This is a genomic window from Variovorax gossypii (assembly GCF_003965815.1).
Lineage (GTDB): Bacteria > Pseudomonadota > Gammaproteobacteria > Burkholderiales > Burkholderiaceae_C > Variovorax > Variovorax gossypii.
Genome location: NZ_RXOE01000005.1, coordinates 36917 through 63025, shown reverse-complemented (window position 1 = coordinate 63025; position 26109 = coordinate 36917). Strand labels below are relative to the sequence as shown.

Annotated in this window: 21 protein-coding genes; 5 read left to right on the top strand and 16 right to left on the bottom strand. The window is 63.9% G+C overall.

All coding sequences use genetic code 11. The features are described 5' to 3' along the window. Window positions 1-255 precede the first annotated feature (255 nt). Together EJP69_RS19075 and EJP69_RS19070 are read right to left on the bottom strand one after the other, a co-directional pair. A complete protein-coding gene (locus EJP69_RS19075) occupies window positions 256-1008 on the bottom strand; it encodes a winged helix-turn-helix domain-containing protein (protein WP_177227991.1) in 753 nt (250 codons plus the stop codon). A 338-nt stretch (window positions 1009-1346) separates the two neighbouring features. Beyond that, window positions 1347-1748: a hypothetical protein gene (locus EJP69_RS19070; RefSeq protein ID WP_126472098.1), complete on the bottom strand. Its 402-nt coding sequence runs from the start codon at window positions 1746-1748 to the stop codon at window positions 1347-1349. A gap of 452 nt (window positions 1749-2200) precedes the next feature. On the opposite strand from EJP69_RS19070, the gene EJP69_RS19065 reads away from it, so the two are divergent. Further along, the gene (locus EJP69_RS19065) at window positions 2201-3733 is read left to right on the top strand and encodes a sensor domain-containing diguanylate cyclase (RefSeq protein ID WP_126472097.1); all 1533 of its coding nucleotides are present in this window, start codon (window positions 2201-2203) and stop codon (window positions 3731-3733) included. 301 nt (window positions 3734-4034) lie between these two features. Next, window positions 4035-7364, top strand: coding sequence for a bifunctional diguanylate cyclase/phosphodiesterase (locus EJP69_RS19060; RefSeq protein WP_126472096.1), 3330 nt, complete (start codon window positions 4035-4037; stop codon window positions 7362-7364). 163 nt (window positions 7365-7527) lie between these two features. Here EJP69_RS19060 and EJP69_RS19055 read toward each other — a convergent pair whose 3' ends face one another. Continuing rightward, window positions 7528-7836, bottom strand: coding sequence for a hypothetical protein (locus EJP69_RS19055; RefSeq protein ID WP_126472095.1), 309 nt, complete (start codon window positions 7834-7836; stop codon window positions 7528-7530). Then, window positions 7829-8341 carry a type IV toxin-antitoxin system AbiEi family antitoxin domain-containing protein gene (locus EJP69_RS19050; RefSeq protein ID WP_126472094.1) on the bottom strand — a complete coding sequence of 171 codons (513 nt, stop codon included), beginning with the start codon at window positions 8339-8341 and terminating at the stop codon, window positions 7829-7831. Before EJP69_RS19050 ends, EJP69_RS19055 begins: the two co-directional genes overlap by 8 nt. Window positions 8342-8950: 609 nt before the next feature. Here EJP69_RS19050 and EJP69_RS30000 point away from each other — a divergent pair. Continuing rightward, window positions 8951-9247: a hypothetical protein gene (locus EJP69_RS30000; protein ID WP_206169354.1), complete on the top strand. Its 297-nt coding sequence runs from the start codon at window positions 8951-8953 to the stop codon at window positions 9245-9247. A gap of 36 nt (window positions 9248-9283) precedes the next feature. Then, on the top strand, window positions 9284-10447 hold the full coding sequence (locus EJP69_RS19040) for a PDDEXK nuclease domain-containing protein (RefSeq protein ID WP_093307212.1): 1164 nt from the start codon (window positions 9284-9286) through the stop codon (window positions 10445-10447). Window positions 10448-10520: 73 nt separating this feature from the next. Here EJP69_RS19040 and EJP69_RS19035 read toward each other — a convergent pair whose 3' ends face one another. The 12 genes from EJP69_RS19035 to EJP69_RS18975 all read right to left on the bottom strand — a co-directional run bounded on the left by EJP69_RS19035 (window position 10521) and on the right by EJP69_RS18975 (window position 24823). Continuing rightward, the gene (locus EJP69_RS19035; protein ID WP_170217170.1) at window positions 10521-10979 is read right to left on the bottom strand and encodes a tripartite tricarboxylate transporter substrate-binding protein; all 459 of its coding nucleotides are present in this window, start codon (window positions 10977-10979) and stop codon (window positions 10521-10523) included. A gap of 222 nt (window positions 10980-11201) precedes the next feature. Beyond that, window positions 11202-11705 (bottom strand): hypothetical protein, encoded by a 504-nt coding sequence (locus tag EJP69_RS19030; RefSeq protein WP_093307210.1) that lies wholly within the window; start codon window positions 11703-11705, stop codon window positions 11202-11204. Then, complete coding sequence (locus EJP69_RS19025) at window positions 11702-11986, bottom strand: hypothetical protein (RefSeq protein WP_126472093.1); 285 nt, start codon at window positions 11984-11986, stop codon at window positions 11702-11704. Before EJP69_RS19025 ends, EJP69_RS19030 begins: the two co-directional genes overlap by 4 nt. A gap of 91 nt (window positions 11987-12077) precedes the next feature. Beyond that, window positions 12078-16214, bottom strand: coding sequence for an RHS repeat-associated core domain-containing protein (locus EJP69_RS19020; protein ID WP_126472092.1), 4137 nt, complete (start codon window positions 16212-16214; stop codon window positions 12078-12080). A gap of 13 nt (window positions 16215-16227) precedes the next feature. Next, the gene (locus tag EJP69_RS19015; RefSeq protein ID WP_126472091.1) at window positions 16228-18384 is read right to left on the bottom strand and encodes a type VI secretion system Vgr family protein; all 2157 of its coding nucleotides are present in this window, start codon (window positions 18382-18384) and stop codon (window positions 16228-16230) included. Window positions 18385-18853: 469 nt separating this feature from the next. Further along, a complete protein-coding gene (locus tag EJP69_RS19010) occupies window positions 18854-19369 on the bottom strand; it encodes a hypothetical protein (RefSeq protein ID WP_093307207.1) in 516 nt (171 codons plus the stop codon). Between the two features lie 467 nt (window positions 19370-19836). Continuing rightward, on the bottom strand, window positions 19837-20253 hold the full coding sequence (locus tag EJP69_RS19005; protein ID WP_126472090.1) for a hypothetical protein: 417 nt from the start codon (window positions 20251-20253) through the stop codon (window positions 19837-19839). Between the two features lie 166 nt (window positions 20254-20419). Next, entirely contained in the window at window positions 20420-21169 is a 750-nt protein-coding gene (locus EJP69_RS19000; RefSeq protein WP_240652205.1) for a DUF4303 domain-containing protein, read from the bottom strand. Window positions 21170-21856: 687 nt separating this feature from the next. Further along, entirely contained in the window at window positions 21857-22558 is a 702-nt protein-coding gene (locus EJP69_RS18990; RefSeq protein ID WP_176947684.1) for a helix-turn-helix transcriptional regulator, read from the bottom strand. Window position 22559: 1 nt separating this feature from the next. Next, on the bottom strand, window positions 22560-23492 hold the full coding sequence (locus tag EJP69_RS18985; RefSeq protein WP_126472089.1) for an NAD(P)-dependent alcohol dehydrogenase: 933 nt from the start codon (window positions 23490-23492) through the stop codon (window positions 22560-22562). Between the two features lie 33 nt (window positions 23493-23525). Beyond that, window positions 23526-23879, bottom strand: a complete 354-nt coding sequence (locus tag EJP69_RS18980) for a nuclear transport factor 2 family protein (protein ID WP_126472088.1) — start codon at window positions 23877-23879, stop codon at window positions 23526-23528. Between the two features lie 149 nt (window positions 23880-24028). Further along, complete coding sequence (locus EJP69_RS18975) at window positions 24029-24823, bottom strand: TetR/AcrR family transcriptional regulator (protein WP_170217169.1); 795 nt, start codon at window positions 24821-24823, stop codon at window positions 24029-24031. 283 nt (window positions 24824-25106) lie between these two features. Here EJP69_RS18975 and EJP69_RS18970 point away from each other — a divergent pair, with 283 nt between their 5' ends. Further along, window positions 25107-26072, top strand: coding sequence for a Bug family tripartite tricarboxylate transporter substrate binding protein (locus EJP69_RS18970; RefSeq protein ID WP_170217168.1), 966 nt, complete (start codon window positions 25107-25109; stop codon window positions 26070-26072). Window positions 26073-26109: the final 37 nt, after the last annotated feature.

Below are 26109 nucleotides of genomic sequence, written 5' to 3'. Positions count from 1 at the left end.
CGAGAGACTCCCAGTTGCCGTGCACGTGGTGCTCGGGCGTCAATGCACAGGACGTGCGGTCCTTCTGCAAGGAGCGAAGCAGCAGTTGGGACCTTGCCTGCCCGTCGCCGGAACGGTTCGATGGTTCGGGCCGACAGATGTTCGTGTCGATGGCGAGGAAGGAGGACGTCATCGGCATCTTCGACTGGCTGGTGCGCCGCCGAAACCCTGCATCAGGGGACGTGCCGCGACAGCACGAGAAGGTTCGGCGCGTGATCAGGCCGAGGTCTCGCTTGCGCCTGCCGGCGCCTGGGGGAGGGCAATGAGTTGGTAGCCTTGCTTGTACACGCCATGCAGCACGAACCCATTCTCGGGGGTCAGCTCAAGTTTCCTGCGCACCTTTGTCGCGTAGACGTCGAGTGTCCTCGGATCCGGCATGCGGGGCTTGTCGGCCCACAGCCGGTGCATCAGCCAATCGCGCGTCAGGATGTGGTCGAGGCCGCGGAAAAGTTCGAGTGCGAGGGTGAATTCGAAGGACGAGAGCGCAATGGCGTGGTCGCGGTTCAGGACAGTCCGGGAGTCCAGGAGGAACTTGTAGGGCCCCCAGCTGTTTCTCTCTTTCCTTGTCTTGTTCGCGGGCTTCGGCGAGCGCGAACGGGACCACAGCTGCTGCATTCTCCAGTTCAGTTCCTGTTCGATCGAATGGGTGGGATTCCATTCGATGGCATCGACTTCAATGAAGTCCTCGGTCTCGGGCAACAGATGCGGCCACTCGCCGTCGTGCAAGACAAGCAGCGCAGGCGTGTTCAGCGAATTGCAAGCCGCACAGAGGCTCTGGTATGTTTCCCTGTCCTGAGGGCGCAGCAACAGCAGGTCAAGCGAATCCGCCGTGCCCATGGCTGCCAGCAGGTCGGCCGCAGCGGCATAGGCCGCGGACCGATGCCCCAGCAAGCCCAGGTGTCTCTGCAGAATCGCTTGGGATTCTTCGTCCATGCCCAGAATCGCGATGGAGAAGCTGCGTAGGGGCATTGTCGTCGTAGGTGTCTTGTGCCTGCGTCCAGGGTGGGGTGTTGCCGGCCGGTGCCGCTCACTCCTGCAGCGTCCTTCGTGTCGGGCGCGAGCAGGTTGTTGAGGACCGTACAGGGTTCTCGCACGAGGACCAAGTAGGTGAACTGCCCGTATCCTTTGGTACTGCTCAGCAGCTCCGCTTTCAGAAAACTTGGGAGTACCACGCATGCGGTCTTCCCCGGTTTCTGCGCTCTGCGGCATTCCGGATGGGGATGGTTCCCACGATGCCTTCGTCGGCGTTTGCGATTGGTACGAGAGCGCAACGTGCGCTGAACTGCGCCGCGCACATCGCCTGGACTTCACTCCTTGTCGCTGCTTGCCTTGGCCAGTTCAAGCGCGGCGCCACGAACGGCCGCCGGATCAAGTCGAGGGAGCAGCCTTTCACCTGCTGCAAGTCCTGAAATGATCCGCTTTCTGTGCTGATCGCCGATCTCGGCTTGTCCTCTCAATTCCAGAATCGCCCGGCCCGCATCGTGAAGGATCCGGACATCGGGATCATCGTCCGGGATACCAGCCTGCTCGCAGCCGGCGACGACCGCATAGATGACTCTGCCAGCGCGTTGGGTCAGCGCTTTGGCGTCCTCTCCGATGAACGCGTGAATGCCTGCCCTGACGTTGTCTGCCTCCCAGGCACGACGGAAGAGCGCTTTTTGATAAGGGGCCAGGCCGGTGACGGGTTTGCGATGGGTGCGCTTGCGCATGCGGGCTCGTGATCTGCTTTGCTGGGGAAACCTCGAACTTGCCGGTATGCGGCAGTCAGCCGAAAGGCTGCACAAGGGCCGCAGCAAGAAAAGGCCCGCGCGCGGCGGGCCAAGAACAGTCCTGCAGCCTTGAGTTCGCAATGGAGATCAAGGGAGGGAGGAGGAATCATCGGGACTGCTCGCGGTTTCAGTCTATCTCGCCATGCATGCCTTGCCAAACCCAGTTGCGTAACACATGCGATGCGTTCGCTTCAAGGATGGATCAGTGGAGACGGCGCGGACGGCTGATGCGTGGGTTGTGGCTCGTAAAAATAACGCTATCCACTTATGCGCTGACCATCGTGCGCCGCGGACATGGAACCCGCGAGCGCAGGACCTGTTTTCCACGGGGCTCCAAATGGCCGTGAATGTGTCAAAGTCCGTGCATGGCCTTCTCACCGCTAGGGTAAGCAGTGCTGCGACGACCCTCCATCACGACCAGGACGGTGATCTTCGTGACCATCGTGTGCCTGGGCTTGGTCGCCATCGATGGCTGGAACAGTTGGCAGTCTCGCCAGCTCCACCTGCGCCAGATGAGCGTGGCGACGTCGAACCTCGCACATGCGATGGCACAGCAGGCAGACGATCAGATCAGGCTGGCCGATACGGTGCTGGTCGGACTCGTCGAGCGGATCGAATCCGATGGGACGGGGCCCGCCGAGGTGGCGCGGCTTCGCGACTTTCTCGCGGTACGCGTTGCCCAACTCCCGCAGCTGGATGGGCTTCACATCTATGACGAGGCTGGCAACTGGGTCGCGAACTCCCGTCAGGTCTGGCCGCAGAACCTGAACAACGCCGACAGGGAGTACTTCCAATTCCATCGTGCGAGCACGAGCCGCGGGTCCCATATCGGCGTGCCGGTGAAGAGTCGGACCAATGGCAGGTTGCTCGTTCCCATTTCGCGGCGCATCAACCATGCCGATGGCAGCTTTGCCGGGGTCGCGCTTGCAACGATCAGGATCGACTTCTTCGGCAAGTTCTTCGACAGCCTCGACATCGGGCAGGCGGGCGCCCTGGGACTGATACGCGAAGACGGAACCATGATCACCCGTCGGCCCTACAGCCCCAGCGTGGTCGGGCGCGACATGCGAGGTAGCGAGCTCTTTCAAGCCTATCGTTCGCAAGGGCCTGTGGGGACTGCCTACATCCGGTCTGCGCAGGACGGCGTCCTGCGGCTCAACAGCTTTCGGCGCCTTCCCAACTATCCGCTGTTCGTTGCCGCGTCCCTTTCCAAGGAGGAGATCCTCGCCGGCTGGTGGCGCGATACGCTGTGGCATTCGGGAGGCGTCGTTCTGCTCGTGTTGGTTGTGGCGGCCGTTGGGTGGCGGCTGGTCAAGCAGTTCGAGTTGCAGATTCAAACGGAGGCGGAACTGCGGCGGGCGCGAGATGCACTCGAGACGCTGAACCAGACCCTCAATACGCTCGCGATGGAAGACGGGCTCACCGGGCTTGCAAACCGCCGAAAGTTCGACGTCACCCTGGATACCGAATTCAGCCGTGCGGTCCGGGAGGCAAGCACGCTGGCCCTGATCATGATCGATGTGGATTGCTTCAAGCAGTACAACGACATCTATGGTCATGCGGCGGGCGACGAATGCCTGCAGAAGATCGGACGCACGGTCGCCGCGCTGGCGTCCAGGCGACCGGGGGACCTGGCGGCGCGCTATGGCGGGGAGGAGTTGGCGGTGTTGCTGCCCCACACCGACGTGCAGGGGGCGGTTGGCTTGGCAGAGCGAATCCGCAGCGCAGTGCGCGACCTGAAAATTGCACATGCGGGTGCTGCCAACGGCTTTGTGACGCTCAGTGCCGGTGTGGAGGCGCTGAGGCCTTCCGTGTCGAGCGGGCAGTCGAAGGAACTGATCGAAGCCGCCGACAAGGCCCTCTACCAGGCCAAGACGCTAGGTCGTGATCGCGTCTGTGCCGCAGCGCATCCATCCGCTTCTTGAATGGCGCTGCTGGGGAGATCGCCTGCATGCGTCGGCAGGTGGCGGCTGCGGTGGATCCAGTTCCACATGCGGTGCCGTTGTGGTGCATGGTTGTCTCTCGTGTTCAAGAGGGCCGCATGCTTTCGTTGTCCAGATGCAAGGCTCGGTGCGTTTGAATTAAGCATTAAGGCTTCTGGCTTGCAGCAAGCCCTCCGGACAAGGCTTTGACATCCTCGTAACTAATTGCGTGACGCTGCGGTATTGGCCCGATATATTGCGGCAACGCTGCAATGGCCTGAGCCAGCGATGGAGGGCGAGTCCAATGTCAATGTCCATCTGGGTCAAGGTTCGCCTGCCGCTGGCGATCCTTGGGGTCGGCGCGACGCTGTCGGTCGCGCTCGGTATCTCTGCCTACCAGGAAATCGGACGCAACGCCCGGGAACGCTTCGACGCCACCGCGCTCGATCTGGCGCAGAAGGTCGAAGCCAGCTTCGACGACTACATCGCCGTGCTGATCGGCCTGCGTGCGCGATTCAACACCCTCGAGGACGTGACGCGAAGCGACTTCAGGGACTACGTCGCGGGGCTCAACCTGGCGAGTGCGTACCCCGGGTTCCAGGCTGTCACCTACGCACCCTTCATCGCGGCCCACCAGAAGAAGGCTTTCGAAGAGCAGGTCCGCCGCGATGCCAGCCTCGGTGCCGGCGTGGCCTCCAGCTTCGTCATCAAGCCACCCGGCGAGCGGGACATCTACTACCCGCTGGTCTATATCGAACCCCAGGCCGGCAACGAGATGCTGCTGGGCAATGACCTGGGTGCGATGCCCGATCGAGGCAACGCGCTCGAGCAGGGGCGTGATACGGGCGGGCTGGTCACCTCCGGGCGCAAGGTCCGCCTCCCGGGGCGCGAGGCCGACATCGGACTGGCGATGCGTCTGCCGGTCTATCGCCCGCAAATGCCGCTCGATACGCTCGAGCAGCGGCGCAGCGCTTACATCGGTTCGGTGGGCGCGGGCTTCAGCATCGCGGGAGTGCTGCGCGACGTGGTCAGCCCCGATGCCGCGCGGACGCTGCGGCTGCGCCTGGTCGACGCAGGGCCAGGCAAGGCAGCGATCGGCACGCGCATCGAGACCCGGTTCGTCCCACCCACCGCATTCAGCGAGCCGCAGTTGCTGTTCGACAGTGCCGCGTTGGCGAAGCCCGCCGTTGCGGCCACTTCGCCGGCGCACCGACTCCAGCGCTCGCTCGGTTTCGAACTGGGGGGCCATTCCTGGCTGGTCGAGGTCGAGCAGGACGAGAACCAGGTCTTCGGCCCGCTCGACAAGGCCATCCCGTGGTCCATCGTTCTCGTAGGCCTGGCGACCAGCATGCTGTTGGCCGGCATCGTCTTCTCGCTGACCACCTCGCGCAGCCGGGCCCAGGTCCTGGCGAACAAGATGACCAGCCACCTGCGCGTCAGTGAACGTCAGTGGAAGGACGCCCAGCAACTGGCCAGTCTGGGCAGCTGGACCCTCGACCCCGAAACCGGGGCCCTGCAATGCTCCGAAGAAGCCCAGCGCATCCTGGGCTTCGGGGACGATTCCCCGCCATCGGACCTGCACGCGCTGCTGTCGCGCGTGCCGGCCCTGGAGCGCCCCGCAGTCCGCCGGCAGATCGCGCGGGTCTTCCATTCCACGGAGCGCAGCGAATTCGAGCACCGCCTGAGCCTGCCCGATGGCACCGAACGCTGGCTCCACGTCATTGCACAGTCGACCGAGGAAGATGGGAGGACGCTGGTGCGCGGCACCGTGCGCGACGCCACGCAGCCGCGCAAGGATGCGCTGCGGCAGAAGCTCGAGTACAAGATCGCCCGCCTGCTGGCCGGCGACGGCAGGGCCGAGACGGTGATGGGGCTGGCGCTGGAGGCGATATGCACCGACCTGTGCTGGGACTGCGGCGCGTTGTGGAGCGTGGGCGAGGACGGCCTGGTTCGTTGTGATGCCGCTTGGCATGCCGAAGACAAGGACCCGGCGGTGACGCGGTTCGTCCGCGACAGCCGCCTGCGCGAATACCGGCCCGGCGAAGGCTCGCTCGGCCGTGCCTGGAAGACCGGCGTCGTGCGGGTCGACACGCAGGCCTCCCCGGGGCATTTCGCCCGCGACGCGATGGCCCGCGAAGCGGGGCTGACCACCGGCCTCATCGTGCCCATGGTTGCCACCAATGCGACCATGGCGCTGGAGCTCTTCAGTTCCAGACTCGCCGTCATGGAGGCCGAGACGCTGGAGTCGCTGCGCGTGATCGCCCTGCAGATCGCCCAGTACAAACAGCGCAAGCTCGCCGAGCGCAGCCTGCGCTTCATGGCCAGCCACGACGGGCTGACGGGGTTGTTCAACCGCGCGGCGCTGCAAGACGAACTCGCGCGCGCCATCAGGCGCAGCAACCGCAGCCAGAAGCAGTTCGCGGTGCTGTTCGTCGACCTGGACCGCTTCAAGCACATCAACGACACCCTGGGCCACGGCGCGGGCGACGAGATGATCAGGATCTGCGGCGAGCGCCTCACGGCGATGCTGAACGGCACCGATGTCGTGGCGCGCTTCGGCGGTGACGAGTTCGTGCTGCTGCTGGAGGACCTGGACAGCGCGAACGATGCCGCGGTGCTCGCCGAAAAGGTGCTGGCCTGTTGCGCCGAGCCCTTCGTCATCGAAGGGCGCGAGTTGCACGTCAGCGCCAGCGTCGGCGTGAGCATCTATCCGGAAAACGGGGGCGATGCCGAGGCGTTGCTGAAGAACGCCGACACCGCGATGTACCACGCCAAGGGAAAAGGCCGCAACACCTACCGCTTCTACGCGGCCAAGATGAATGCGCGGAGCACCGAGCAGTTGATGCTGGAGAGCGCGCTGCGCCGCGCCCTGGAGCGCGGCGAACTGGAGATGCACTACCAGCCGAAGCTGAACCTGCAGACCCAGCGCATCGTCGGTGTCGAAGCGCTCATGCGCTGGCATCATCCGGTTCTGGGCATGGTGCCGCCGGTGCAGTTCATCCCGATCGCCGAAGAGCTCGGCTTGATCGTGTCGATGGGCAGGTGGGCACTGGAGCAGGCCTGCGCCGACGCGCTCGCCTGGCAGAAGCACGGTCTGCCGCAGGTGCTGATCAGCGTCAACCTGTCGCCGCGGCAGTTCGAGAGCCGCACGCTCGTGGCCGACGTCAAAGCCGTCCTGGATGCCTCGGGGCTCGATCCGTCACTGCTGGAGCTGGAGATCACCGAGAGCGCGATGATGGCGAACCCGGAGCATGCGGTGGAGCTGCTGCGCGCGATCCGGGACATCGGCGTCGGCCTCGCGATCGACGATTTCGGAACGGGCTACTCCTCGCTGTCCCACCTGAAGCACTTTCCGCTGTCGACGGTCAAGATCGACCGCTCGTTCGTCAACGACCTTTCGCAGGATGCAGATGCGCGTGCACTCATCGACGGCATCGTCACGCTGGCCCACGGGCTGCGGATGAAGGTCGTGGCCGAGGGCATCGAGACCGCCGCCCAGCTCGAGTTCCTGCGCAGCCACGGATGCGACGAGGCCCAGGGCTACTGGCTGTGCAAGCCCGTGTCTGCCGGCGAAGCGCGCGATTTCATGGCGCGTCACCTGCGCAACCAGTTTGCTCCATCGGTGCTCGCCTGATGGCTTCCATGCTCAATGCCTTCCTGGGGCATTGGTCGAGTGCTGCCGCGCGGCAGCCCCACCAGGTTCGTGCAGTCAAAGGGCAGCGCTGCGCACGAGCTCGATGTCCGTCGCCATCCGCTCAAGTGGGGCGGAAAGACTGCCCAGGCACCCTCACGGTTGGTCAACAGCGTGAGCGGGGCCTGAGAGCCGTAGAGTTGAAAGTCTTCGAACCCTTCGGGACGGCCTTTTCGGGCAGAAGTTCGGCGCGGTCTGTTCCGGCCCATGGGTACAGGGCGCTGAAAAGCAGTTGGTGGACTTCCAGAAAGTCTTCATACCCGATCTGCTCGCGTCGGGAGAGGTACGCGAGCGCCTCTGGAAGCTGCGCGCGAAACAGTGCGTGCTCAGCAACCTTGACGATGTCGAGGTCCTTATCCTGATGCGAGTTGCGCAAATATCCGGCTGTCTCAAAGTCCCCGAATGGATCAAACATGTGCCTTGAGTGCACGGTGATGTGCTATGACCATCTTTGTCATGTCTACCGGTGACAGCTTGCCGGCGCGCGCGAGCGCCACGAGCAGGTCGTCGGTTGAATCGCTTGCGATGTCGTCCCCAGCAAGCTTGGTGACGCTGGCAACCCAGCGATCGCTGAAAGTCGGAACGTACGAAACGCCCACGCGCTTGGCCAGCGCCATCACGTGTCGTGAAACAGCCGTGATTCTCTGAGCCTTGAGCTTTTCCCTCGTGGATGTAGCTTGGCGCGCGTCCGCCTGCCGCTTACGGGCGGATTGAAGCAGAGCTTGTTTGCCCTGTGAAGCCAACTTCGTGGGCAGGGCGTACACGCCGCGTTCGATACGCGATATGGAGCCTTTGCGACAGAGCTCGGCCAAGGCGGCAGACACCTGACTGGCACTGCCCAGAGAGCTGAGGTCGGAGCGCAGGACCACGCCATCGCTTCGAGGGCGTAGCGCTTGAAGAATGCGAGCCTGAACATCCATCTGGTTGATTTTAGAGATGGTGTTTTTTCTTTATAAATCATGGAGTTATGAGAATCCCAAGCGCTGGTTGGATTTGGGTGGCCCCAAGGCGGTGGGCTGAATCTCGGCGAGCAGTTCCAGCAAAACTTCAAGAAGCAGCTCGAGGCCAGATGCCGATCGGCCATTGCATGTATGGGCTTCCCGTACGGCTTCTCGCTCGCGGCAACGGTGACGATGCGCTCTTCGAAATTTGCGATGGCTCGGGCCGTGTCGCGCACGTGCACCTCGCGTGGTCAAGAAGTCAGCAGCGCCTGCCCTGGCCCGGCGCAACGATCTATCAAGCCTTGATGAATGGGTCGAAAAGGTGATGCTCCCCCAGCACAGGGACTGGATCGGTGCTAGACGTCGGGGCGGTGGCGATCTACAACACGGATGCGGCTTCGAGCTCTCGGCTGCCGGTTCCGCTCGCAAGCCTTCGTGTCCTATCGCCGGATATAGCTCTTCGCCCCCGTGTCGCTCAAGCAGTACCGCCCGCCGCGCGGGCCCGTGCAGATGTTGTTCGAACGGCAAGAGCGGTCGCCGGCCGCCGATGGGCGTTGCGGGGCAGCAAGATGGAGTGCAGGCCCACCCGTGCCGCAGGGCCTGCCTTCGGAGCTGCTGCAGCGCCGCCTCGACATCCTGCAGGCCGAGCGCGACCTCAAGGCAGACAACGCCTGCATCGGCGTGGCGCGCGGCCTTCTCTCCGCGCATCAGCGTCATTGCGTCGGCGGGCACGTGGGGCAGCGAGCGCTCGGGGTTGTGCAAGGGCGGCTCGGGCCTATTGATAAGATGACCGGCTATGTCAAGGCGATGGAGACCTCCGATGAAGCATTTCAGGAGGGGCGTCGTCCCGGTGGCTACGGACGGTGCCACTTGCGGAGGTCTTGAAGGGGAGGCTGGAATCTCCTCGTCCGGGGTGCCCGCATGACGGCGACCACGCCTGAGCTTGCCGGCTACGGTGGCGTGCACGCGGACATCGTCTCGCTGCTGGAGGCGGCCCGCCAGGCGACCGCGCGCAGCGTCAACGCGCTGATGACGGCCACCTACTGGGAGATCGGCCGTCGGGTCGTCGAGTTCGAGCAGGGTGGACAAGAACGAGCCGCCTATGGCGAGGCACTCATCGAGCGCCTGTCAGCGGACCTCTCGGCACGATTTGGCCGAGGATTCAGCCGGCAGAACCTGTGGCAGATGCGGCTCTTCTATACCGCCTGGCCCTCGTCTCGGCCCCAGCGGCCGCCGTCCACTTCATCGCGCGCACGCCGGATTCCCCAGACACCGTCTGGAGAATCGGCCTTTCCCGAGAAACTCCAGACGGTGTCTGGGGCCTTGCCCGACCTGCTGTCGATCGCCCAGGCGTTCCCTCTCCCCTGGTCGGCCTATGTGCGTCTGCTGTCGGTCAAAAACTCGCAGGCCCGGGCCTTCTACGAAACCGAGGCCCTGCGGGGAGGCTGGTCCGTGCGGCAACTGGACCGCCAGATCGGCAGCCAGTTCTACGAGCGCACCGCGCTGTCTGCCGACAAGGCGGCCATGCTGACCAAGGGCGCGGTCGTCGAGTCCGCCGACGCACTCACGCCTGAACAGGCCATCAAGGACCCCTTCGTGCTGGAGTTTCTCAATCTCAAGGACGAATATTCGGAATCCGATCTGGAGGGCGCCTTGATCCAGCACTTGGCGGACTTCCTTCTGGAGCTGGGTGACGATTTCGCCTTCGTCGGGCGCCAACGGCGGCTGCGCATCGACGACAGCTGGTTTCGTGTCGACCTCCTGTTCTTCCATCGTCGACTGAAGTGCTTGCTGGTCATCGACCTGAAGGTCGGCAAGTTCAGCTATGCCGACGCTGGGCAGATGCACCTGTATCTGAACTACGCCCGAGAGCACTGGATGAAGCCCGGGGAGAACCCGCCAGTGGGGCTGATCATGTGCGCGGAAAAGGGAGCTGCGGAAGCCCGCTACGCATTGGAAGGACTGCCGAACAAGGTGCTGGCCGCTGAATACCAAACCATGCTGCCAGACGAGAAGTTGCTGGCCGAGGAACTGGCCAAGACTCGGCGCGAACTGGAGACCCGGCACATCAAGCCCGGCCAGTGACGAGGCCTGGCAGCGCGCACTGGATGTACCGGACTCTCCGGCCTTCGCATCAAGACATGTCCGTGCTGCAGTGTCACGCACGCGGTACATCAGAGTTCGCCTCCTGCCCGAGGCGGAACTCGCGCTTCAATCCAGCTGCAGCCCTGGTCTTCTGCGCGATGACGCCCCACTTAGCAAAGTCTTCTCGACCGCGGCCTTGGGCATCCTGAGGCGAGTTGGCCTCGACGCACAGATCCATCTCGGCCAGCCGGGCGCGCACGGCAGGCGCTTGCAGGGCCGTACGGACGTCGCGCTGGATCTTGTCCACAGTGGGTGCGGGAAGACCGGAGGGGGCCATCAAGGTCTCGAAGAAGGTCGCATCGAAGCCGGGATGACCGCTTTCGGCCACCGTCGGAACGGTCGGCAGCAAGCCCGATCTTTCCTTGCCGGAAACCGCGATGGCGCGCAGCCGGCCGCTCTGGATATGAGGCAGAACCACCGACGCGACAATGAAGCCGCAGTCCACGTTGCCGCCCATGATGTCCAGCGCCACCGGGCCGGGTCCGCCGGCTGCGCCACATGCACGACGCGCAGATCCATCGCCAGCGCCCGCGCGGCGTCCTCGAACTCGGCGGTGGAGGGGGATTCGAGCCGAGCGCCAGCAGCGTCCACGGCTGTTGATGCCGACTCCAAGGTGCGAGGTGCGCATGATCGGCAGTTGGGCGCAGTTCCTGAATGGAGAGGGCGAGGGTGGCCGACGGTCACCGGCCGGCGTTCATTCGCCCTCGGGCACGAACAGTCCCCAGTAGGAGTCCAGCGCATCCTGGCACAGGCGCCATTGCCTTTTCTTCTCGACGCGGGACAGGAGCACCAGTGCCACACATCCGGCTTGCGCGTCGTCCAGGGATGCGAGGAAGCCGGACTCTTCTGCTCTGAACACATTGCCGAGGTTCAGGTGCATCTCGATGAAGTGCTCTGAGAGCAAGTCCTCGCGGGGCCCCGCGATGTACGACAGCAGCGAGGGAAACACACGCCGGTAGGCTTCGATCTCGAGCTGCGCGATGCTCTGCCACGCATCGAGGTGCAGCGCGAGGATGGCCGGCCAGTCGAACTGCGTCCAGCGCCTGCCGCCCAACTGCTCGTTGAGGCGCGCGATGCCTTGGCCGTCGAAGCCCAGGGAGGCGTCTTCGGCATGGCACTGCGCCGCCAGCCGTTCCTCGGGAAAGGCTTCCAGTACCCGGCTGCACAGGGATTCCTCGTCGAGGTCTTGGCCGCTCATGGCGTGCCTGCGCAGTTCTTGTAGGCGTTCCAGACGTTGCCGGCCTGTTGCTTATGGTTGTAGTCGCCGCCCGCAAAGCACTGGTTCATGATTTCCTCGCGCGCATTGTCCGAAAGCCTGTCTTCTCGCCGAAAGCGTCGAAGCAGGCGCACCGATGCCGAGAAGTACCTGCTGCTGGCCGCCTCAACCTCGCGGAGTGCGTCGCCTTCGTCGGATGCTCGGCCGCCTCCTGATGATCGCAGGCTCCAACCCTGGTCAAGGCGGAACGGCGAGACGTTCACAGCATACCTGCCTGGTCCACAGCGACGGTCGTTTGCAGGGAGGCGTACTGCGCCCCCACGAAGTGCGTGAACGAAGCGGGCCGCGCGTTCTTCATACGCATTTCTTCGGCTCTTGTACCTGCTCCACGCGTACCGGGCGCGGCGGTGGCGCCGGGAAGTTGGTCCGGCCGCCGGTCGGCAATCCAAAAATGAGGAAGATGCCTACCAAGCAGGCTGCAGCGGTGCTCTTGGCATCCGCCACCTGCACGCAGTCTGGGCAGTTCTGCGCGCCGCCGGACAGGGGGCCCTGCACTGGTGCGCCGTCGAGCCCCGAGGTCGACGTGCCGGCGTAGGCATAGAGCCCCATTGGATCGGAGAACTGCACCGGATTCTGTTGGGCGTAGCTGAAGAGCGCGATACCGCCGGTCAATCCGATCGGATCCTGGTTGACGTAGCTGCCGATGTCCGGGTCATAGTGGCGGTGCCGGTTGTAGCAAAGCCCGGTCTCCGCGTCGTAGTGCTGGCCCGGCAAGCGGATGGGCTGGCTGATGCCGCGCGGGTTGAATTCCTGCAGAAGGTTGCCCCAGGGATCACAGCGGCCCATCCATACCAGCCGGCCTCGCTCGTCCGTCAGCGCCTGTGGCGTGCCTAGGTAGTCGCAGTGATAGTGGCGCACCGCGACTGACCGCGTGTCATTTGCGACAGGCAAGGCCTCGAGTGCTTGCGCCGATGCGGGCAGCCCGTCGCGTAGCATCTGGCGGACCTGCGTGTCCATGCGCTCGCGCATGTCCAGCGGCAAGGCATCGAAAGCCTCGTGCAGTGCCTGCTGCATGCGCGGGTCGCGCGCATGCGCCGCGAGGGCCGCCAGTCCCGTGGGCGTGGCGCCGCCTGCGGCGCTGAACTGCACCAGCGGCGTGAAGCTGCCCGGCTCATACACCGTGTGGACCACCTGTCGCTCGCTCTCCGGGCTCCAGTGCTCCACATGCACCAAGTGGTCGCCGTCCCAGCCGTAGAAGGTGCGGCTTTCTCGCGCCGCCTTGCCTGGGGTCTGTTCGCTCACCGTCTTGGTCAGTCGACGACCGTGGACGTCGTAGAGATGGCGGCTGACGATCACGCTTCCATCCGCTTCGGTCGCGTGCGACTCGACGAGCCTGTTGGCGCCGTCATAGCGCAGCACAAGCCGCCGGCCATCGCGTCGCAGCGACTGTACCCGGTTGCCGCGGCTGTCGTAGGCGAACACCGCATCGTCGCCGTGGCCCACGCGATTGTCGTGCCAGCGCACGATGCCCGCCAGCGACCGCGCCGTGGACGGTCGCGGTTCCTCGCGGTTGAGCAAGTCGAAGTCTTGATCGCGCCAGCGGCTGCGGACCTCGGCGGCCCAGCCGTTGTCGTCGTGCGCGAGCTCGAATTGCAGCCGTGTGTCGTCCAAAGACGGCAGGCGATTGCCAGCCGGATCGAAGCGCCAGCGCCGCTCGGCGCTGGTCATGCCCGCTGCACCAATCAGCCGTCCGGCCGCGTCGTGGCGAAACAGCGTATCGCCGCCCGGCGACCGGATTGCCGTGAGTTGGCCTATGTCGTCGTAGTCATAGCGCCGCTGTGTGAGTTGACCGACCAGGGACACGGGCGTGCCTTCGCCGGCCGCATCCCGGCGCTGCAGCCCGGCCATGTCGAGGCTTCGCGCACGCCCCCGCGGATCCCACTGGCGCTGTACTTCGAGCACGCTGCTGCCCGAAGGCGACAACAGCCGGCGCCGGATCTCTCGGTGCAGGCCGTCGCGTTCGATGTCCAGGACGCCGCGGCCGTTGTGCAGCAGGCCGTGCAAGTAGCCCGCGCCATACATCAGATAGTCGAGCCGACCGACATCCTGTAGCAGGCTGGCCTCGCGGTTTCCGAGCGGATCGAGCGTGTGCGAGATGATGTGTTCAAAGGCGATGGTGCTTCCAGTCGGCTTGCCGGGAGTCAACGGTGCGAGGTCGTACACGCGCTGCGTCTCGGCCACGAGATGGCCCGCGGCGTCGCGCTCAATCAGCGCCTCGGCCAGCAGCGGCCCAGCCTCGTCGCTTTCGCCATCGCGCAGGTGGCTGCGCGTTGCCATGAGCTGTCCGGCGGCGTTCCACTGCAGGCGCTCGATGCGCGCGGAACTGTGCGCGGTGGCGGGTACACGAATCTCGCTCAGCCGGCCTAGTGCGTCCCACAGGTAGCGGGTGCGCAACTCATCACGATCCCTGCCATCCGAGGCTTCGACGAGCCGGCCGGCCGCGTCGTAGAGAAAGGTTTGACGGCGACCATCGAAGCCCCTCTCCTCGACGAGCCGATCCATCGCGTCCCAGGCGAAGTGGCTCACGGCACCATTCTCATTGGTCAGTCGCACCAGTCGACCGGCCTCATCGTAGGCGAAGCGCACTTCCAGTCCGCGCTGCCAGCGCTGTGTGACGCGGCCCCAGAGGTCGTAGGCGAAGCCGATGTCCTGCTCCGCTCCCTTTTCGCGCAACAAGATGCGCACGATACGCCCCGCAGTGTCGCGACGGTAGCGCGTGGTGCTGCCGTCGGGATGGTGTACGGCGGCCAGATGCCCTGCCGCGTCGTACTCGTAGCGGGTGGTCTGCCCGAGCGCGTCGGTCTGCTGCATCGCCAGGCCGCGTGCATTGAACTGCGCCTCGCTGGTGCGACCCGAACAATCGGTACGGCGTATGAGCTGACCCGTGGCGCTCCAGGCGAGTCGGGTAGCGCCGCCCTTCGCATCGACGAGCAAAGTGGGATATTCGCAGGTCAGAGGAGCCGCCTCGGGCGAGGGGTACTCTCGGCGCTCCACATGCCCGTTCGGCCGCGTGACGTGCGTCAGACGGCCCCACTCGTCGTGCTCCATCCATGTGGCGCGTCCGGCCGCGTCAACGGTCTGCACGAGAAGGCCGGTCGCCTCGTCGTACTCGAGCAACGAATGCCCGCCATCCGGCGCCTGGCTGCCCAACGCGCGCCCTTGACCGTCGTAGCGCAGTCGGGTCACTGCGCCCAGCGGGTCCATGGCCTCGACGAGACGGCCCGCCGCATCGTAGGCATAGCCCAGGCGGCTGCCATCGGCGCGCACATGCTCCACCAGCCTCGACAGGCCTCCCTCACCCTCGAAGCGATAGACCTCGACGCGCCTCAGGCTGTCGACGACGCGCGTTTGCCTGCCAGTGGGCGTAAGCTCGTAGTCGAAGCGGTAGTTCAGGCCTTCCTCATTGAAGTGTTCGACCACGCGCGCGCCAGGCTCGAGACTTTCGTAGCGGTAGGTGTGGCGCGGACCGCCCAGGTATCGGTGACCCACCATCAGGTGCCGCTGCCAAGCGAATTCGCGCACCAGCCGACCCGCGCGGTCGTGCACGGTCAGCAGGTCGCCATCAGGCGAATAGCTGTAGCGCACCAGCATGACGGATTCCGCGGGATCGGTCACCAGCGGATCCTCGGCCAGTTCGATGCCAGTCAGCCGCCAGCCGCTGTCGGCGTGCCACAGCCCCTGTGCCGCCACTGGCGAGTGCACCTGACGCCAGCTCAGCCGGTAGCGGCGCCCCACGCCGTCGACGATGCCGGTGACACGGTCGAACTCGTCGCGCTGGAAGCTCTGGCACCGTCCGAAGCGGTCCTGCTGGTGGCACAGCAGGTAGTGCGTGCCCGCGCTGGCTTCGGAATGCGTCTGCGCAGCCTGCAGCACCCAGAAGGTCTGCGCCTGGCCGTTGGTGACCACGATGCTGTGCGGATCGGCGCCGAACTCGGCGAGCACGCGCCGGAAGCGCACCTCGCGCGTCCATGCCGCGTCGCCCGGACGATTGGCGCCACGCAGCAGCCACAGGTCCTCGCTCGGACTGTAGATTGACCCGCCCTCAGGCAAGGCATCGAAGGCAATCACGCGGCCCATGCCGGTGATCAGCCGGCAGGCCTCCTCGCCCGCTTCTATGCGAAGGATGCCCGGCAAGGTCCAGCCATGCCCCAGCGGACCGCAGGGCGCGCCGTGCTCTGGGTTGACGTAGCTGCTGTACTGGCGCTGCCACACCAGCGGCATCGCACCGTGCAGGGCGAAGTCCAGTTCGGGCTCTCCCATGAGGACCTTGGCTCCCAGCGAGGGACTCACCGGGTTGCCGACCGTGACGCCGCCCGGGCACTCCGAGCAGGCAACGCCGCCTTGGCTGCCGATCAGCACCGTGCCCGATCCGCTGACGACCTTGCCGCCGGAGACGCTGTCCGAAATGCGCGCCGCTGGTTTACCGCTCATGGGGACGTGACTCCTAGCAGTTGAGCTTGTCGAGGGGCGAGAGGATCTCGATCCGTCCCGCCGTGATGCGGATGGTGCTGGCGCCGCAGCTCAGCGTGATTTCGTCGTCGGCCGTGATCGCGACCTTGCGGCCGTGCATGCGCAGCGTGTCGCCCACCGCGAGCGAATCGTTGCGCCCCACCACGGTGTCGCGCACATCTCCGACGCGCACAGTCTGCGTCTGGCCCACGTTCAGGGACTGGTCGACGCCCACGTTGGTCATCATGGTCACGCCGATGTTCTCCATATAGCTCACGCCGATAGACATGATCTTGAAGATGCCCACGTTTTGGGTGTACCCCATGCCCACGGTCTGCATCTTGAAGCGGCCGACGGAGATGGTCTCGTTGAGGTCCACCCGCTCGATGCGGTTCTGATGGATGGTGATGGTCTCGTCTTGGTCCACCTCCTCGGTGCGCCAGCCGTGCACGTTGATCTTCTCGTTGCGGTCCACGACCTCGGTGCGATCGCGATGGATCGTGTTGAACTCGTCGCGGTCGATGGTCTTGCGCCGGTCGTTGCCGACCCACTTGTCCTCGTCGTGCTCGACCTCGGTGAGCTGGTCCTTCTGCGCATGCAGCCACAGCTGCTCTTGGCCGGCCTTGTCCTCGAAGCGCAGCGCGTTGGCCGTGCCGGGCGAGTCCTTCATCCCGTCGCCCGGCGTTCCTCCCTGGGAAGAGCGCGTGAGGATGCCCGACTGGGTCTTGTTGGCCGGCAGCTCCCAGGGCGGCATCTGCGCCGCGTTGTAGACCCGGCCGGTGACGATGGGGTAGTCCGGGTCGCCGTTGAGGAAGTCGACGATCACCTCCTGGCCGATGCGCGGCACGTGCATGGTGCCGTAGTTGCTGCCGGCCCAGGTCTGCGAGACGCGGATCCAGCACGATGAGTTCTCGTCCATCTTGCCGTAGCGGTCCCAGTGGAACTGCACCTTGATGCGGCCGTACTCGTCGGTGTGGATCTCCTCGCCTGCGGGCCCCACGACCACGGCGGTCTGCGGGCCGGTGGTGCGCGGCTTGGGTGTGATGCGCGCGGCGCGGTAACTGGCGCTGTCGGGCAGGACCTCGAAGGTCTGGCGGTAGCTCGTGCCGCTGGTGCCCTCGGCATAGGCGGCATAGGCGGCGCCGATCTGGCGCAGCGCGTTTTCCTGGAAGTCGTAGGTGACGGCTTCGATCAGGTAGTGCCGGTTCTCCTGCGACCTCGGATGGCGCGTCAACTCGAACAGGTAGCCCGGCGCCAGGTGCCGCAGGTTGCCGTGGCCGGCGATCAACTCGCGTCGCGCGCCTTGCTGCTCGATGCGCACGCGCGCGTAGTTCTCGCCGTCGCCCATCTCGGTGTAGCCGCCCGGCCAGTCGTAGAGCTCGTAGTGATCCCGTTCGTGGCCCGCCGGCTGCTGTCGCGTCGTGTCGATCTCGGCGTTGGGCTTCTTGAAGTCGTAGTCGTCCGCTGCGAAGTGGCCCGAGGCGATGTCCTCGCGATGGCTCCAGGTGTCGATGAAGTCCTGCTCGAGGACCTGGGCTGCAAGCACGCCGGCGTGGTAGGGGATCTTCGCGGGCCCGTTGGCCAGGCTGACGTGCGACGCCATGGCGTCGCATAGCACGAGCTTGTGGCCGCCCTTCGCGTGCTCGAAGAAGTAGTAGAGGCCCTCGAGCTCCATCAGGCGGCTCGCGAAGCTGAAGTCCGTCTCCGCATACTGGACGCAGTAGTCCCAGGTGCGGTAGCTGCCGCTGAACTTGTCCACGATGGTGAAGCCGTAGTGGCCCAGCACGTCGTGCAGCATCTCGGGGACCGTCTTGAACTGGAAGATCTTGAAGTCGGAGCGGCGCGTGGCGTACCACAGCCAGGGCTGCAGCACCGCCTCGTAGATGTGCATGTCGCCGTCGTCCTTGCCGACGTAGGTGAACTGCGTGACCTGTCCGCTGAGAAAGCGCTTGCCGGCCCCTCCCAGCTCGGTGGCCAGATCCACTTCGATGCTCATGTCCTTGCCCAGCAAGCGCTTGGCAGCGATGTCCGAGGTGTCGCTGATCAGGCGCACCCTGTACTCGAAGAGTGAGGAGATCCGTTCCTGTCCGGTCATGGAACGGAACTTCAGGCGCTCGCCCAGTTCGCTGTGGGCGATGAAGCTGCGGGTCATTCCTTGGGTCTCCCTCGGCTCCGTGCGAGCCACAAACCAAGCTTGTGATTGACCTTCTAAACTGCCTGCCGCCATGCCGCAAGCTTCAACCCGCGATTCGAATAGGGAATGTCGGAAGCAAGTACTACCGCATCGATGTTCCCTGCGCGCGGATCCCTTGCTGCATCTCGCAGATGGCTTTGTTCTGCTGCGAGATTTGCTGTCCAGCGAAGGATTCCATGGCAGTGGCGCAAGGGCGGATTCGGCGGGTCGATGCAGCGCACCAGCCGCCGCTCAGGCAGGGGGGAAGGTTGCAGATGAAGAAGCGGTTGATGCCTGTTCCGCCCAGACGATGATTCGAATCAGCGCTGATCGTGCCCAGCCCGCGGCAGCAGGCAGTCAATGGATGACCTTGATGGGCCGCTTGCCGACATGATGCGTCATGAAAGGCAAGGGGGAACTGCGGCATCGCGAGGCCCGGGCAACTGCTTCACTTGCGATCAGCCGCTGTTGCTGCGCTGGCATCCGGCTGGCCTGCGTCGCTCACCACCCACCAGATGTAAGGGGAGTGGTCGCTCCTGCTCAGGTAGCCATACCTCAACTGATAGTTCTTGCCGGCTTCGAAAGTGAGTTCCTGTTCGTCCAGCCAAAAGGCTGTTGTGAAGATAGACGAGGCCGTTGACCTCAGCTTCTTCGCCGCCGCGACGTGCTCCGGCGGAATCCACGGCCCATCCTGTTTGAAGATCGGCGAGGGCAGCATCACCTGCATCTCAATCTTGTGTTTGCCAGCCAAGATGCGCACAGGGCGATAGAACGAGCAGTTGGTAAAACAGTTGCCCGGCCTTTTTCTATCGATATTGATGAGCACGGACGCCGGCATCTGGGCGGGTGTGAGCGTCGCCACCTGGTTGCTCCCGAGGCCTTCGGTGGACATCTCAACCGGTCCGTTGGTCGCGCAGCCGGAAAGGGCGCAAAGGATGACCAGGCACGCGAGGTACAGCTTCATACGGAATTCAGGGTTTGTTAATGCTGCCGGCAGCGGTCTACTACGGTTGCGAACGATCCCCGAGAAATTGCCAAGGTGAAGCCGTCGCAGGCTTCTTGCGAGGGAAAGTAGGCATCACTGTCGCGTGGCGCTCCAGACATTTTCAGCACCGCGTGGAACTCTAGTCCTTCGTTCGACGCTCCACATGTTGCAGCCATACCGGCCCGAAAGCGTTCCTGCATTTGGCTTCGGAAGGCAGCGCATAGGTTGTCATCCAACATGTCAACTTGGGCGAGTAGCCGCCCTCCAGAGGTCATCTGCAAGTGCCGAGCGGTGTCCGCACGGGCTGAAACAGCACATCCGCCTATTGCGACGGCTACGGCGGCGAGGAAGGCAATTTTCATGAGGCTATGCACTGTCGGATAGCTTCTTAACCAGCGGCAACTCGAACGTCTGGTCTTGGCCGTGAGCGGCGCAATCTGTGGTGTCTAGGCAAACTGTTCAGCACGAACCATGCGCGAGTCAGGAAGGAGAACTTGAGGGGCAAGGCCTTCGGCAAGTCTTTCCTGAAAAAAGTTGGACCCGATTCCATCGCTCCATTGGCCGATGGTGTACTCGCAGAGCGCGCCGAGTTCCACAGCGTTCAGCGCGCGCGGAGTTGAGTAGATGGTGCGCGCTTCCAGCCCAGTTCCCGAAAAATGAAAGGTCAGATCGCCACCCGTAACACCCAGTGCTGCGAGCCCTCGTGTTCGATCATCGTCTGCGAGGTAATCTGAGAACTCTTCGTCGGTGTAGGCAAGGCCATCAAGAGTCTGGAGTAGTCCGAGATCCTCCACAACTTCGCCATCATCCGAGCGGCGAAAGTCAAACACAGTTGCAGGCGCTGTGAAGGCGATTGTTGGCATTTCCATTCCCTATTAGAAGATCAAATCGTATGTCCGCTTGCGGCCGCATTCTCAAGCGCGGTCGAACGACTGGTTCTGGCCGACTCTATCTTGGAAACTTCGCAAAGCGATCACTCAGGCGAAGCCTCAGGGTCATCCGGCAATCCGCCAAGCTCTTAGTCTGAGCTCATTGGCAGAGCTTGATCCAACGTTCGAGTCGCCCCACCACGCGCGAAGTGTTGAGTCTTCCGATCGAGCCTTCCATATCCTCGTTGCCCTCGCTTTGGCATAGCAGAACAACCTCTTCACGCGCGTCGCCCGTGCCGAAGAAACCTTCACGGTCAAGTTGCTCCATCGCGGCAATGCAGGCCTCGAAGAGACCCGCATGCAAGACGTCGAATTCAACATCGCAAGGCAAGTCGCTGCGGTGGCATGACAGGATCATGCGGTAAGCGATGTCGAGGAACTCACCGCCCTCCGTGTAGGGCCATTCGGCGGAGCTCCAGACCTCGCTTTCATCGTCCATGTCGCCCGGAGCGCCCAAAGAGAGATCGCTGGCAGCATGGACGATGGTCATCGCACCGTCATCGCTGCCAAGCGCGAAAAGGCGGATGGTCTTGTCAGGATGGGCCGCGCGAATGGCTTGAAAGGTGTGGCGAGCACCTTCGCGAATCTCTGTAGTGAGTAAGGGGAAGTCGATTCGAGCGGGATCGTGTATGCCGTGGCGCACTCGTTTGTAGCCCTGCGCCTCGATCTCGTTGCTTCGCTGCACGAGGGCTTCCTTTGCGGCTTCGGGACTTGCGAACTCGGCGACCAGGGAGTGCCCCATGGTGTGCACCTTGCCGTTCGCGGTCCACAGCGAGTTGCCGAATTGGCGCAGTTCGTAAAAGTTCGTGGGGACCTCATCGTCGAAGCGGTAGAACAGTGACCAAGTCATCGGTGGGGAAGTCCTTCTGCGGGCGTAGTGTTACCGTGAGCATTCTTGTTGAGGGCTTTTCAAGCGGCTTCTTTCAGCCGAATTTTGCTGGATCGGCGAATGATCGGTCGTGGCCGGGTAGAACCTATGGAGCTCGGGCGTCAAGCTCATCCCAGGTTGGTGCGAGTCCCAAGCTTCGCATATGGGTACCGAGGTCCACGAAGGGCCTCGCCCCAATCTCGGACTCGACGATCCAAGTAGCCTCGCACTCCTCGCAAACGAACAGCCCAGCGCCATTGCATCTGATTGCCGTTGCGGCAATCTCGCCTTGTTCACATCTTGGGCAAACCATCGGGGGTAGTTGTGGGGCAGATGAGCCGTTCAATGTTCGCTACCCACGCGACGTTCCGCGCCAAGTCAGCGTGCACAGAAGTCGAACCGATTTGCCAAAGGCACGCGATCAGAGTCTTGCTTATCAGGTCACCTTCGCCAGCTGCTCAGCGTCGCACATCAGCCCTGTTTCGAGATGTCGTCCGTCGAATTTCGAGCGGACGAGCGGCGCTACAGTCCACTTGCTCATCCCTCGGACTGCTAGTCCTATGTCGGTGAAGAATGTTTTTCGCCCACTCTGCTATTTCCTGGTTGGGGCTGGTGGCGTACCTGCGATGCGGCAGGGTTCTACCAGCCCACCAGATGAGCAAGCGCCGCCTAAACGCCATCACGCCGACTGCGTTCACGTTCGACCTGCGCGCGCCATTCCTTGACCATCTGGCGGCGATTTCCGGCATAGCGCTCCTGCAGGAATTCGACCTTTGTTATTCGGTCGCCGCGGAACAGGCGGAAATCCTGGCGCAGTTCGCACCATCCCGCGATGAACCGTCGCGACTCGACAAAGCCCAGCATGATCGGCCAGATGACCCGCTGCGAAGCTGCACCAGCCTGATCGGTGTAGCCGATGCGCATCTTGCACTGGTCGCGCATCGCCTGACGGATCCTTGCCAGGTCGAGACCCGACGTGTCTTCTCTCTTCCGGGCGATGTAGAGCGCGTCGTCATCCAGCATCCTTCGCATGTCGGAGGGAAGCACACCACCAATCTTGGCGAGCGCATTCTGAGCGGCAAAGGCGAGCGCATCGTCCGTCTGGCGGCTGACCCACTGTGCGCCCGCGACCAGTGCCTGGAGCTCCTCCTCGGTGAATGACAGCGGGGGCAGAAGGAATCCCGGCCTCAGGATGTAGCCGACGCCCGGGGCACCGTCGATGTCCGCTCCGAGCGACTGCAGCGTGGCGATGTCTCTTCGTATCGTGCGCAGCGACACGCCTGACTCGCTGGCAAGCACTTCGCCGGACACCGTTCCACGGTGTCGGCGCAGCACCTGCATGAGGTCGAACAACCGCTGGCTGCGGGACATGTCAATCCATCACAACGAGGCCTTTGCCGGCCAGCTTGTGCCCTTGTTGGAGCGCGGTGACGAGGCGGATGGCTTCGCTCAGCGGCACGGTCTTGGCAACCGGGAGCCGCAGTTTTCCTTCTGCGGCAGCACGCGCCAGGCCATCGAGGATGTCCGCTCTCGCCTTGCAGATGATCGGCTTCAGCCTGCGATCGAACATGGAGCGCATGAACTTGCCCAGCGTCGGATTGATGTCCAGGAACACATCTGCCTCACGAAGCATCCCGAGGCCGACGGCGCTCGTCATCGTGGCCGCGGTATCGTAAACAACGTCGAAGCGCTCGCTGATAGTTGCCAAGTCGGTTGCTCGATAGTCGTAGACGCTCGTGACACCCAGTGCATGGGCACGTGGCATCGCTTGAGCGCTGCAACTGCCCGAGACCCTGGCCCCTGTCATCCGTGCAAGCTGAACGGCTGTTTCTCCAACCGCCCCGGTGCAGCCGTTGATGAACACATGCGCCTCGGGCTTCAACCTGGCCTTGTCGAAGAGACCATTCCAGGCGGTGACGCCAGGAGTGCCGAGACAAGCTGCATCCTCGAAGGAAACGCCGTCAGGCTTCTTCGCCAGGAAATTCGCATCCGTGAGCACGGCGTGGCCGCACGCACCGCTTTCCTTGAGTCTCGCAAGGCCGAACACGGCATCTCCAGGCTTGAAGCGAGTGACGCCCGGGCCGACGGCCATCACCGTGCCGGAGAAGTCAGACCCCAACGCGCGCGGGAAGGACTTTCCCGTGACCATCTTGAGATCGCCATTGCGCACTTTCCAGTCGATGGGATTGAGGGCCGCAAACCTAACCCTGACTGCCACGTCGCTCTGGCCAGGGGATTCCAGGTCGAACTCCGCCAGGCGCATCACCTCGGGGCCGCCATACCTGTCGTATTGAACTCGCTTCATTGCAGGACCGTCCGCTCAATGAGGCTGAACCGTTTACATGAAGGCGGCGAAGGGCGTGGCGTCGTAGATCACATCGGTCGATGCAAGCTTGCCGTCCTTGATCTTGACGAGCTCCGCCACGAGCGAGCGCGGCACCGGGTGCGTCTCGGCGAGGTAAACCACGACGGCCTGTTCATCGTCGCCGTAGACGGCGAGAACGGTCAGGTTCGTGAGCATCCTGGCAAAACCTTCCTGGAAGGCGCGGAAGCGCTCGATGCCGGCGGTCTGACCGATGGGCGAGGTACAGACGACATCCTCGGCTGAGATGGAGACGATGGTCTCGACGTCCTTGTTCGCGAGCGCCTTGGCGTAAACCTGGGCGATCTCGAGTGCCTTGCTGGTATTCATGGTGCTTTCCTTCAGTTGAGTTGGGGAAAGCTCAATGTAAGAAGGCATAGTGACAGATTTTGTCACCATCCTTCCCGTGGCGGTCTCTGAATGAAGGTGCCGTGAAGGACGCCAGGCGGGATGCCCGTGGCAGCAGTCCAGGCAGGTCGTCAGCGCTTGCGTGAAGGCTTGTCTGAAGCGATGGTCAATCCAGGCGCGCGCATGGCGGCGGCGAGAAAGGGCACGATCTGGCGCAATGACTCGGCAATGTTCTTTCCGCTGCACAGCCCGTCGGAGATCACGTCGACGCGCCCGGTGTCCGCCAGGGCGTACTGGTAGCTGCCGAGCATGAACATGAAGCGCCAGGAAACGTCCTCTCGTGATAGGTCGGCAAGGCTGCGTGCGAAAGCGGCCACGAACCGGCGCGACGACACGTCGTAGAGGCGCTGGCGCAGTTCGTTGGCGAACGGCGTGCCGTCGAGCTGCAGGTGCGCCTGCATGCGCAGGAACGCACGGCCGCTGTCACCGCTCATCGCCAGCTTGAATGCGGGTGCCAGGAAGCTCTCGATGAGGCGCTCCAGCGGGACGGGCGCTCCCTTGGCCGCGGCCTCCTCTGCGTCGAGCAGTCGCATGCGCTCTTCGACCATCGGGGTGCCACGGTGCAGGTAGGTCTCCTGGAACAAGGCCTCCTTGCTGCGGAAGAAGTAATGAATCATCCCTTGGTTGACCCCGGCGCTTTCGGCAATGTTGCGCAGCGAACTGCCTGTGAAGCCGTGTTCCGCGAACAGGCCTTCGGCCGCGCGCAGGATGTTTTCCCGCGCGTCGCTCTTGCGCCGCCGATGCGGCGACGACTCCGCGGCCTCCGTGGTGGCCGCGGAGTTGTCGAGATGAATGCTCTTTCCCATGGCTTTGCTACTTTCGCGGTCCGCCCGAGGCCGGTCAGCCTCCCGAGGGCGATGGATCATGTTCCTGCTCCGTGCAGGCCGTTCCATTATTAGTTATTCGAAAGACTAACAAACAAGCGGCCCAGCTCCCGCACCGATTCGGAGGGGAGGTCATGGCCCACCCGATCCCGCCCTTCGTGAACGGCCGAGCACTCGGCGCCGCAAAGGCCCCGCGCCCCGTGTTCCACGGCTGCTCTGTCAGTGCCCACCCTGGCCTCGTCCCCGTCGCTAGGGTTTGCCCTATTTTTACTTAGTCGGTCGAATAACTAATATTCGAGCCAAGTCGTCACCAAAGGAAATGAAGATGTTGAAACCGGCACTGCAGTGCATCCTGTGGACCCTTGCCCTGGCAGCACTGCCGGCTGCGGCGCAATACCCGCAGAGGCCGATTCGCCTAGTGGTGCCCTATGCGCCGGGCGGGGGCACCGACAACATCGCCCGTCTGCTGGCCGAGAAACTCGGGACCCGCCTGGGCCAGCCCGTCATCGTCGACAACAAGGGCGGTGCGAACGGCACCATCGGCGCCGATGCCGTTGCCAAGTCGCAGCCCGATGGCTACAGCCTTCTCCTGGCGGGGCTGGGGCCGCTGGCGGTCAATCAGAGCCTCTTTCAGAAGATGCCCTACGAACCGGTCAAGGCATTCGCGCCGATCGCCAAGGTGTCGTCGGCCGCCCTGGTGCTCGTGACCGGGCCCGAGTTGTCGAACGAAGGGCTCAAGGACCTGGTGGCGAGCGCGAAAAGCAAGCCAGGCCAGATCAACATGGCCAATGCCGGGGAGGGCTCCCCGCAGCACATCTGTGCGGGCCTGTTCGCGCGCTCCGCAGGCATCGCGCTGAACCACATCCCCTACAAGGGCGCGGCACCCGCCATCACCGACCTGCTCGGCGGCAGCGTCCAGGCCTTGTGCGACAACGTCGGCACCGTTCGGCCGTTCATCCAGTCGGGCAAGGTCAAGGCCTTGGCCGTTTCGACACGCCAGAGGGCCGAGGCCCTGCCCAACGTACCCACCTTCGAGGAGCAGGGCTTCGCCGGCATCGACTTCTCTCTGTGGTTCATGTTGGTGGCCCCCGCAGGAACGCCCGCCGACGTCGTGAGCCGTCTGAACACCGAGGTCAACGCCGTCCTCAAGCAACCGGACATGGTTCAGAGGCTGCGCGAGAGCGGCAGCGAGCCGACCGGTGGTTCCGTTGCCTCGGCAACCCAGTTCCTCGCCCATGAAAACCAGTCGTGGCCCGAACTGGTGCGCGCGATCGGCCTGCGCAAGCAGTAGCACCCGGCGAATCGATTGCGCCCCACCCGACACTTCA

What these genes read in the sequence shown, in the direction of transcription:
- EJP69_RS19075 (WP_177227991.1), bottom strand. Translation starts at nt 1,008, where the DNA reads ATGCCCCTACGCAGCTTCTCCATCGCGATTCTGGGCATGGACGAAGAA.
- EJP69_RS19070 (WP_126472098.1), bottom strand. Translation starts at nt 1,748, where the DNA reads ATGCGCAAGCGCACCCATCGCAAACCCGTCACCGGCCTGGCCCCTTAT.
- EJP69_RS19060 (WP_126472096.1), top strand. Translation starts at nt 4,035, where the DNA reads ATGTCAATGTCCATCTGGGTCAAGGTTCGCCTGCCGCTGGCGATCCTT.
- EJP69_RS19055 (WP_126472095.1), bottom strand. Translation starts at nt 7,836, where the DNA reads ATGTTTGATCCATTCGGGGACTTTGAGACAGCCGGATATTTGCGCAAC.
- EJP69_RS19050 (WP_126472094.1), bottom strand. Translation starts at nt 8,341, where the DNA reads ATGGATGTTCAGGCTCGCATTCTTCAAGCGCTACGCCCTCGAAGCGAT.
- EJP69_RS19040 (WP_093307212.1), top strand. Translation starts at nt 9,284, where the DNA reads ATGACGGCGACCACGCCTGAGCTTGCCGGCTACGGTGGCGTGCACGCG.
- EJP69_RS19030 (WP_093307210.1), bottom strand. Translation starts at nt 11,705, where the DNA reads ATGAGCGGCCAAGACCTCGACGAGGAATCCCTGTGCAGCCGGGTACTG.
- EJP69_RS19020 (WP_126472092.1), bottom strand. Translation starts at nt 16,214, where the DNA reads ATGAGCGGTAAACCAGCGGCGCGCATTTCGGACAGCGTCTCCGGCGGC.
- EJP69_RS19015 (WP_126472091.1), bottom strand. Translation starts at nt 18,384, where the DNA reads ATGACCCGCAGCTTCATCGCCCACAGCGAACTGGGCGAGCGCCTGAAG.
- EJP69_RS19010 (WP_093307207.1), bottom strand. Translation starts at nt 19,369, where the DNA reads ATGAAGCTGTACCTCGCGTGCCTGGTCATCCTTTGCGCCCTTTCCGGC.
- EJP69_RS19005 (WP_126472090.1), bottom strand. Translation starts at nt 20,253, where the DNA reads ATGCCAACAATCGCCTTCACAGCGCCTGCAACTGTGTTTGACTTTCGC.
- EJP69_RS19000 (WP_240652205.1), bottom strand. Translation starts at nt 21,169, where the DNA reads ATGACTTGGTCACTGTTCTACCGCTTCGACGATGAGGTCCCCACGAAC.
- EJP69_RS18990 (WP_176947684.1), bottom strand. Translation starts at nt 22,558, where the DNA reads ATGTCCCGCAGCCAGCGGTTGTTCGACCTCATGCAGGTGCTGCGCCGA.
- EJP69_RS18985 (WP_126472089.1), bottom strand. Translation starts at nt 23,492, where the DNA reads ATGAAGCGAGTTCAATACGACAGGTATGGCGGCCCCGAGGTGATGCGC.
- EJP69_RS18980 (WP_126472088.1), bottom strand. Translation starts at nt 23,879, where the DNA reads ATGAATACCAGCAAGGCACTCGAGATCGCCCAGGTTTACGCCAAGGCG.
- EJP69_RS18975 (WP_170217169.1), bottom strand. Translation starts at nt 24,823, where the DNA reads ATGATCCATCGCCCTCGGGAGGCTGACCGGCCTCGGGCGGACCGCGAA.
- EJP69_RS18970 (WP_170217168.1), top strand. Translation starts at nt 25,107, where the DNA reads ATGTTGAAACCGGCACTGCAGTGCATCCTGTGGACCCTTGCCCTGGCA.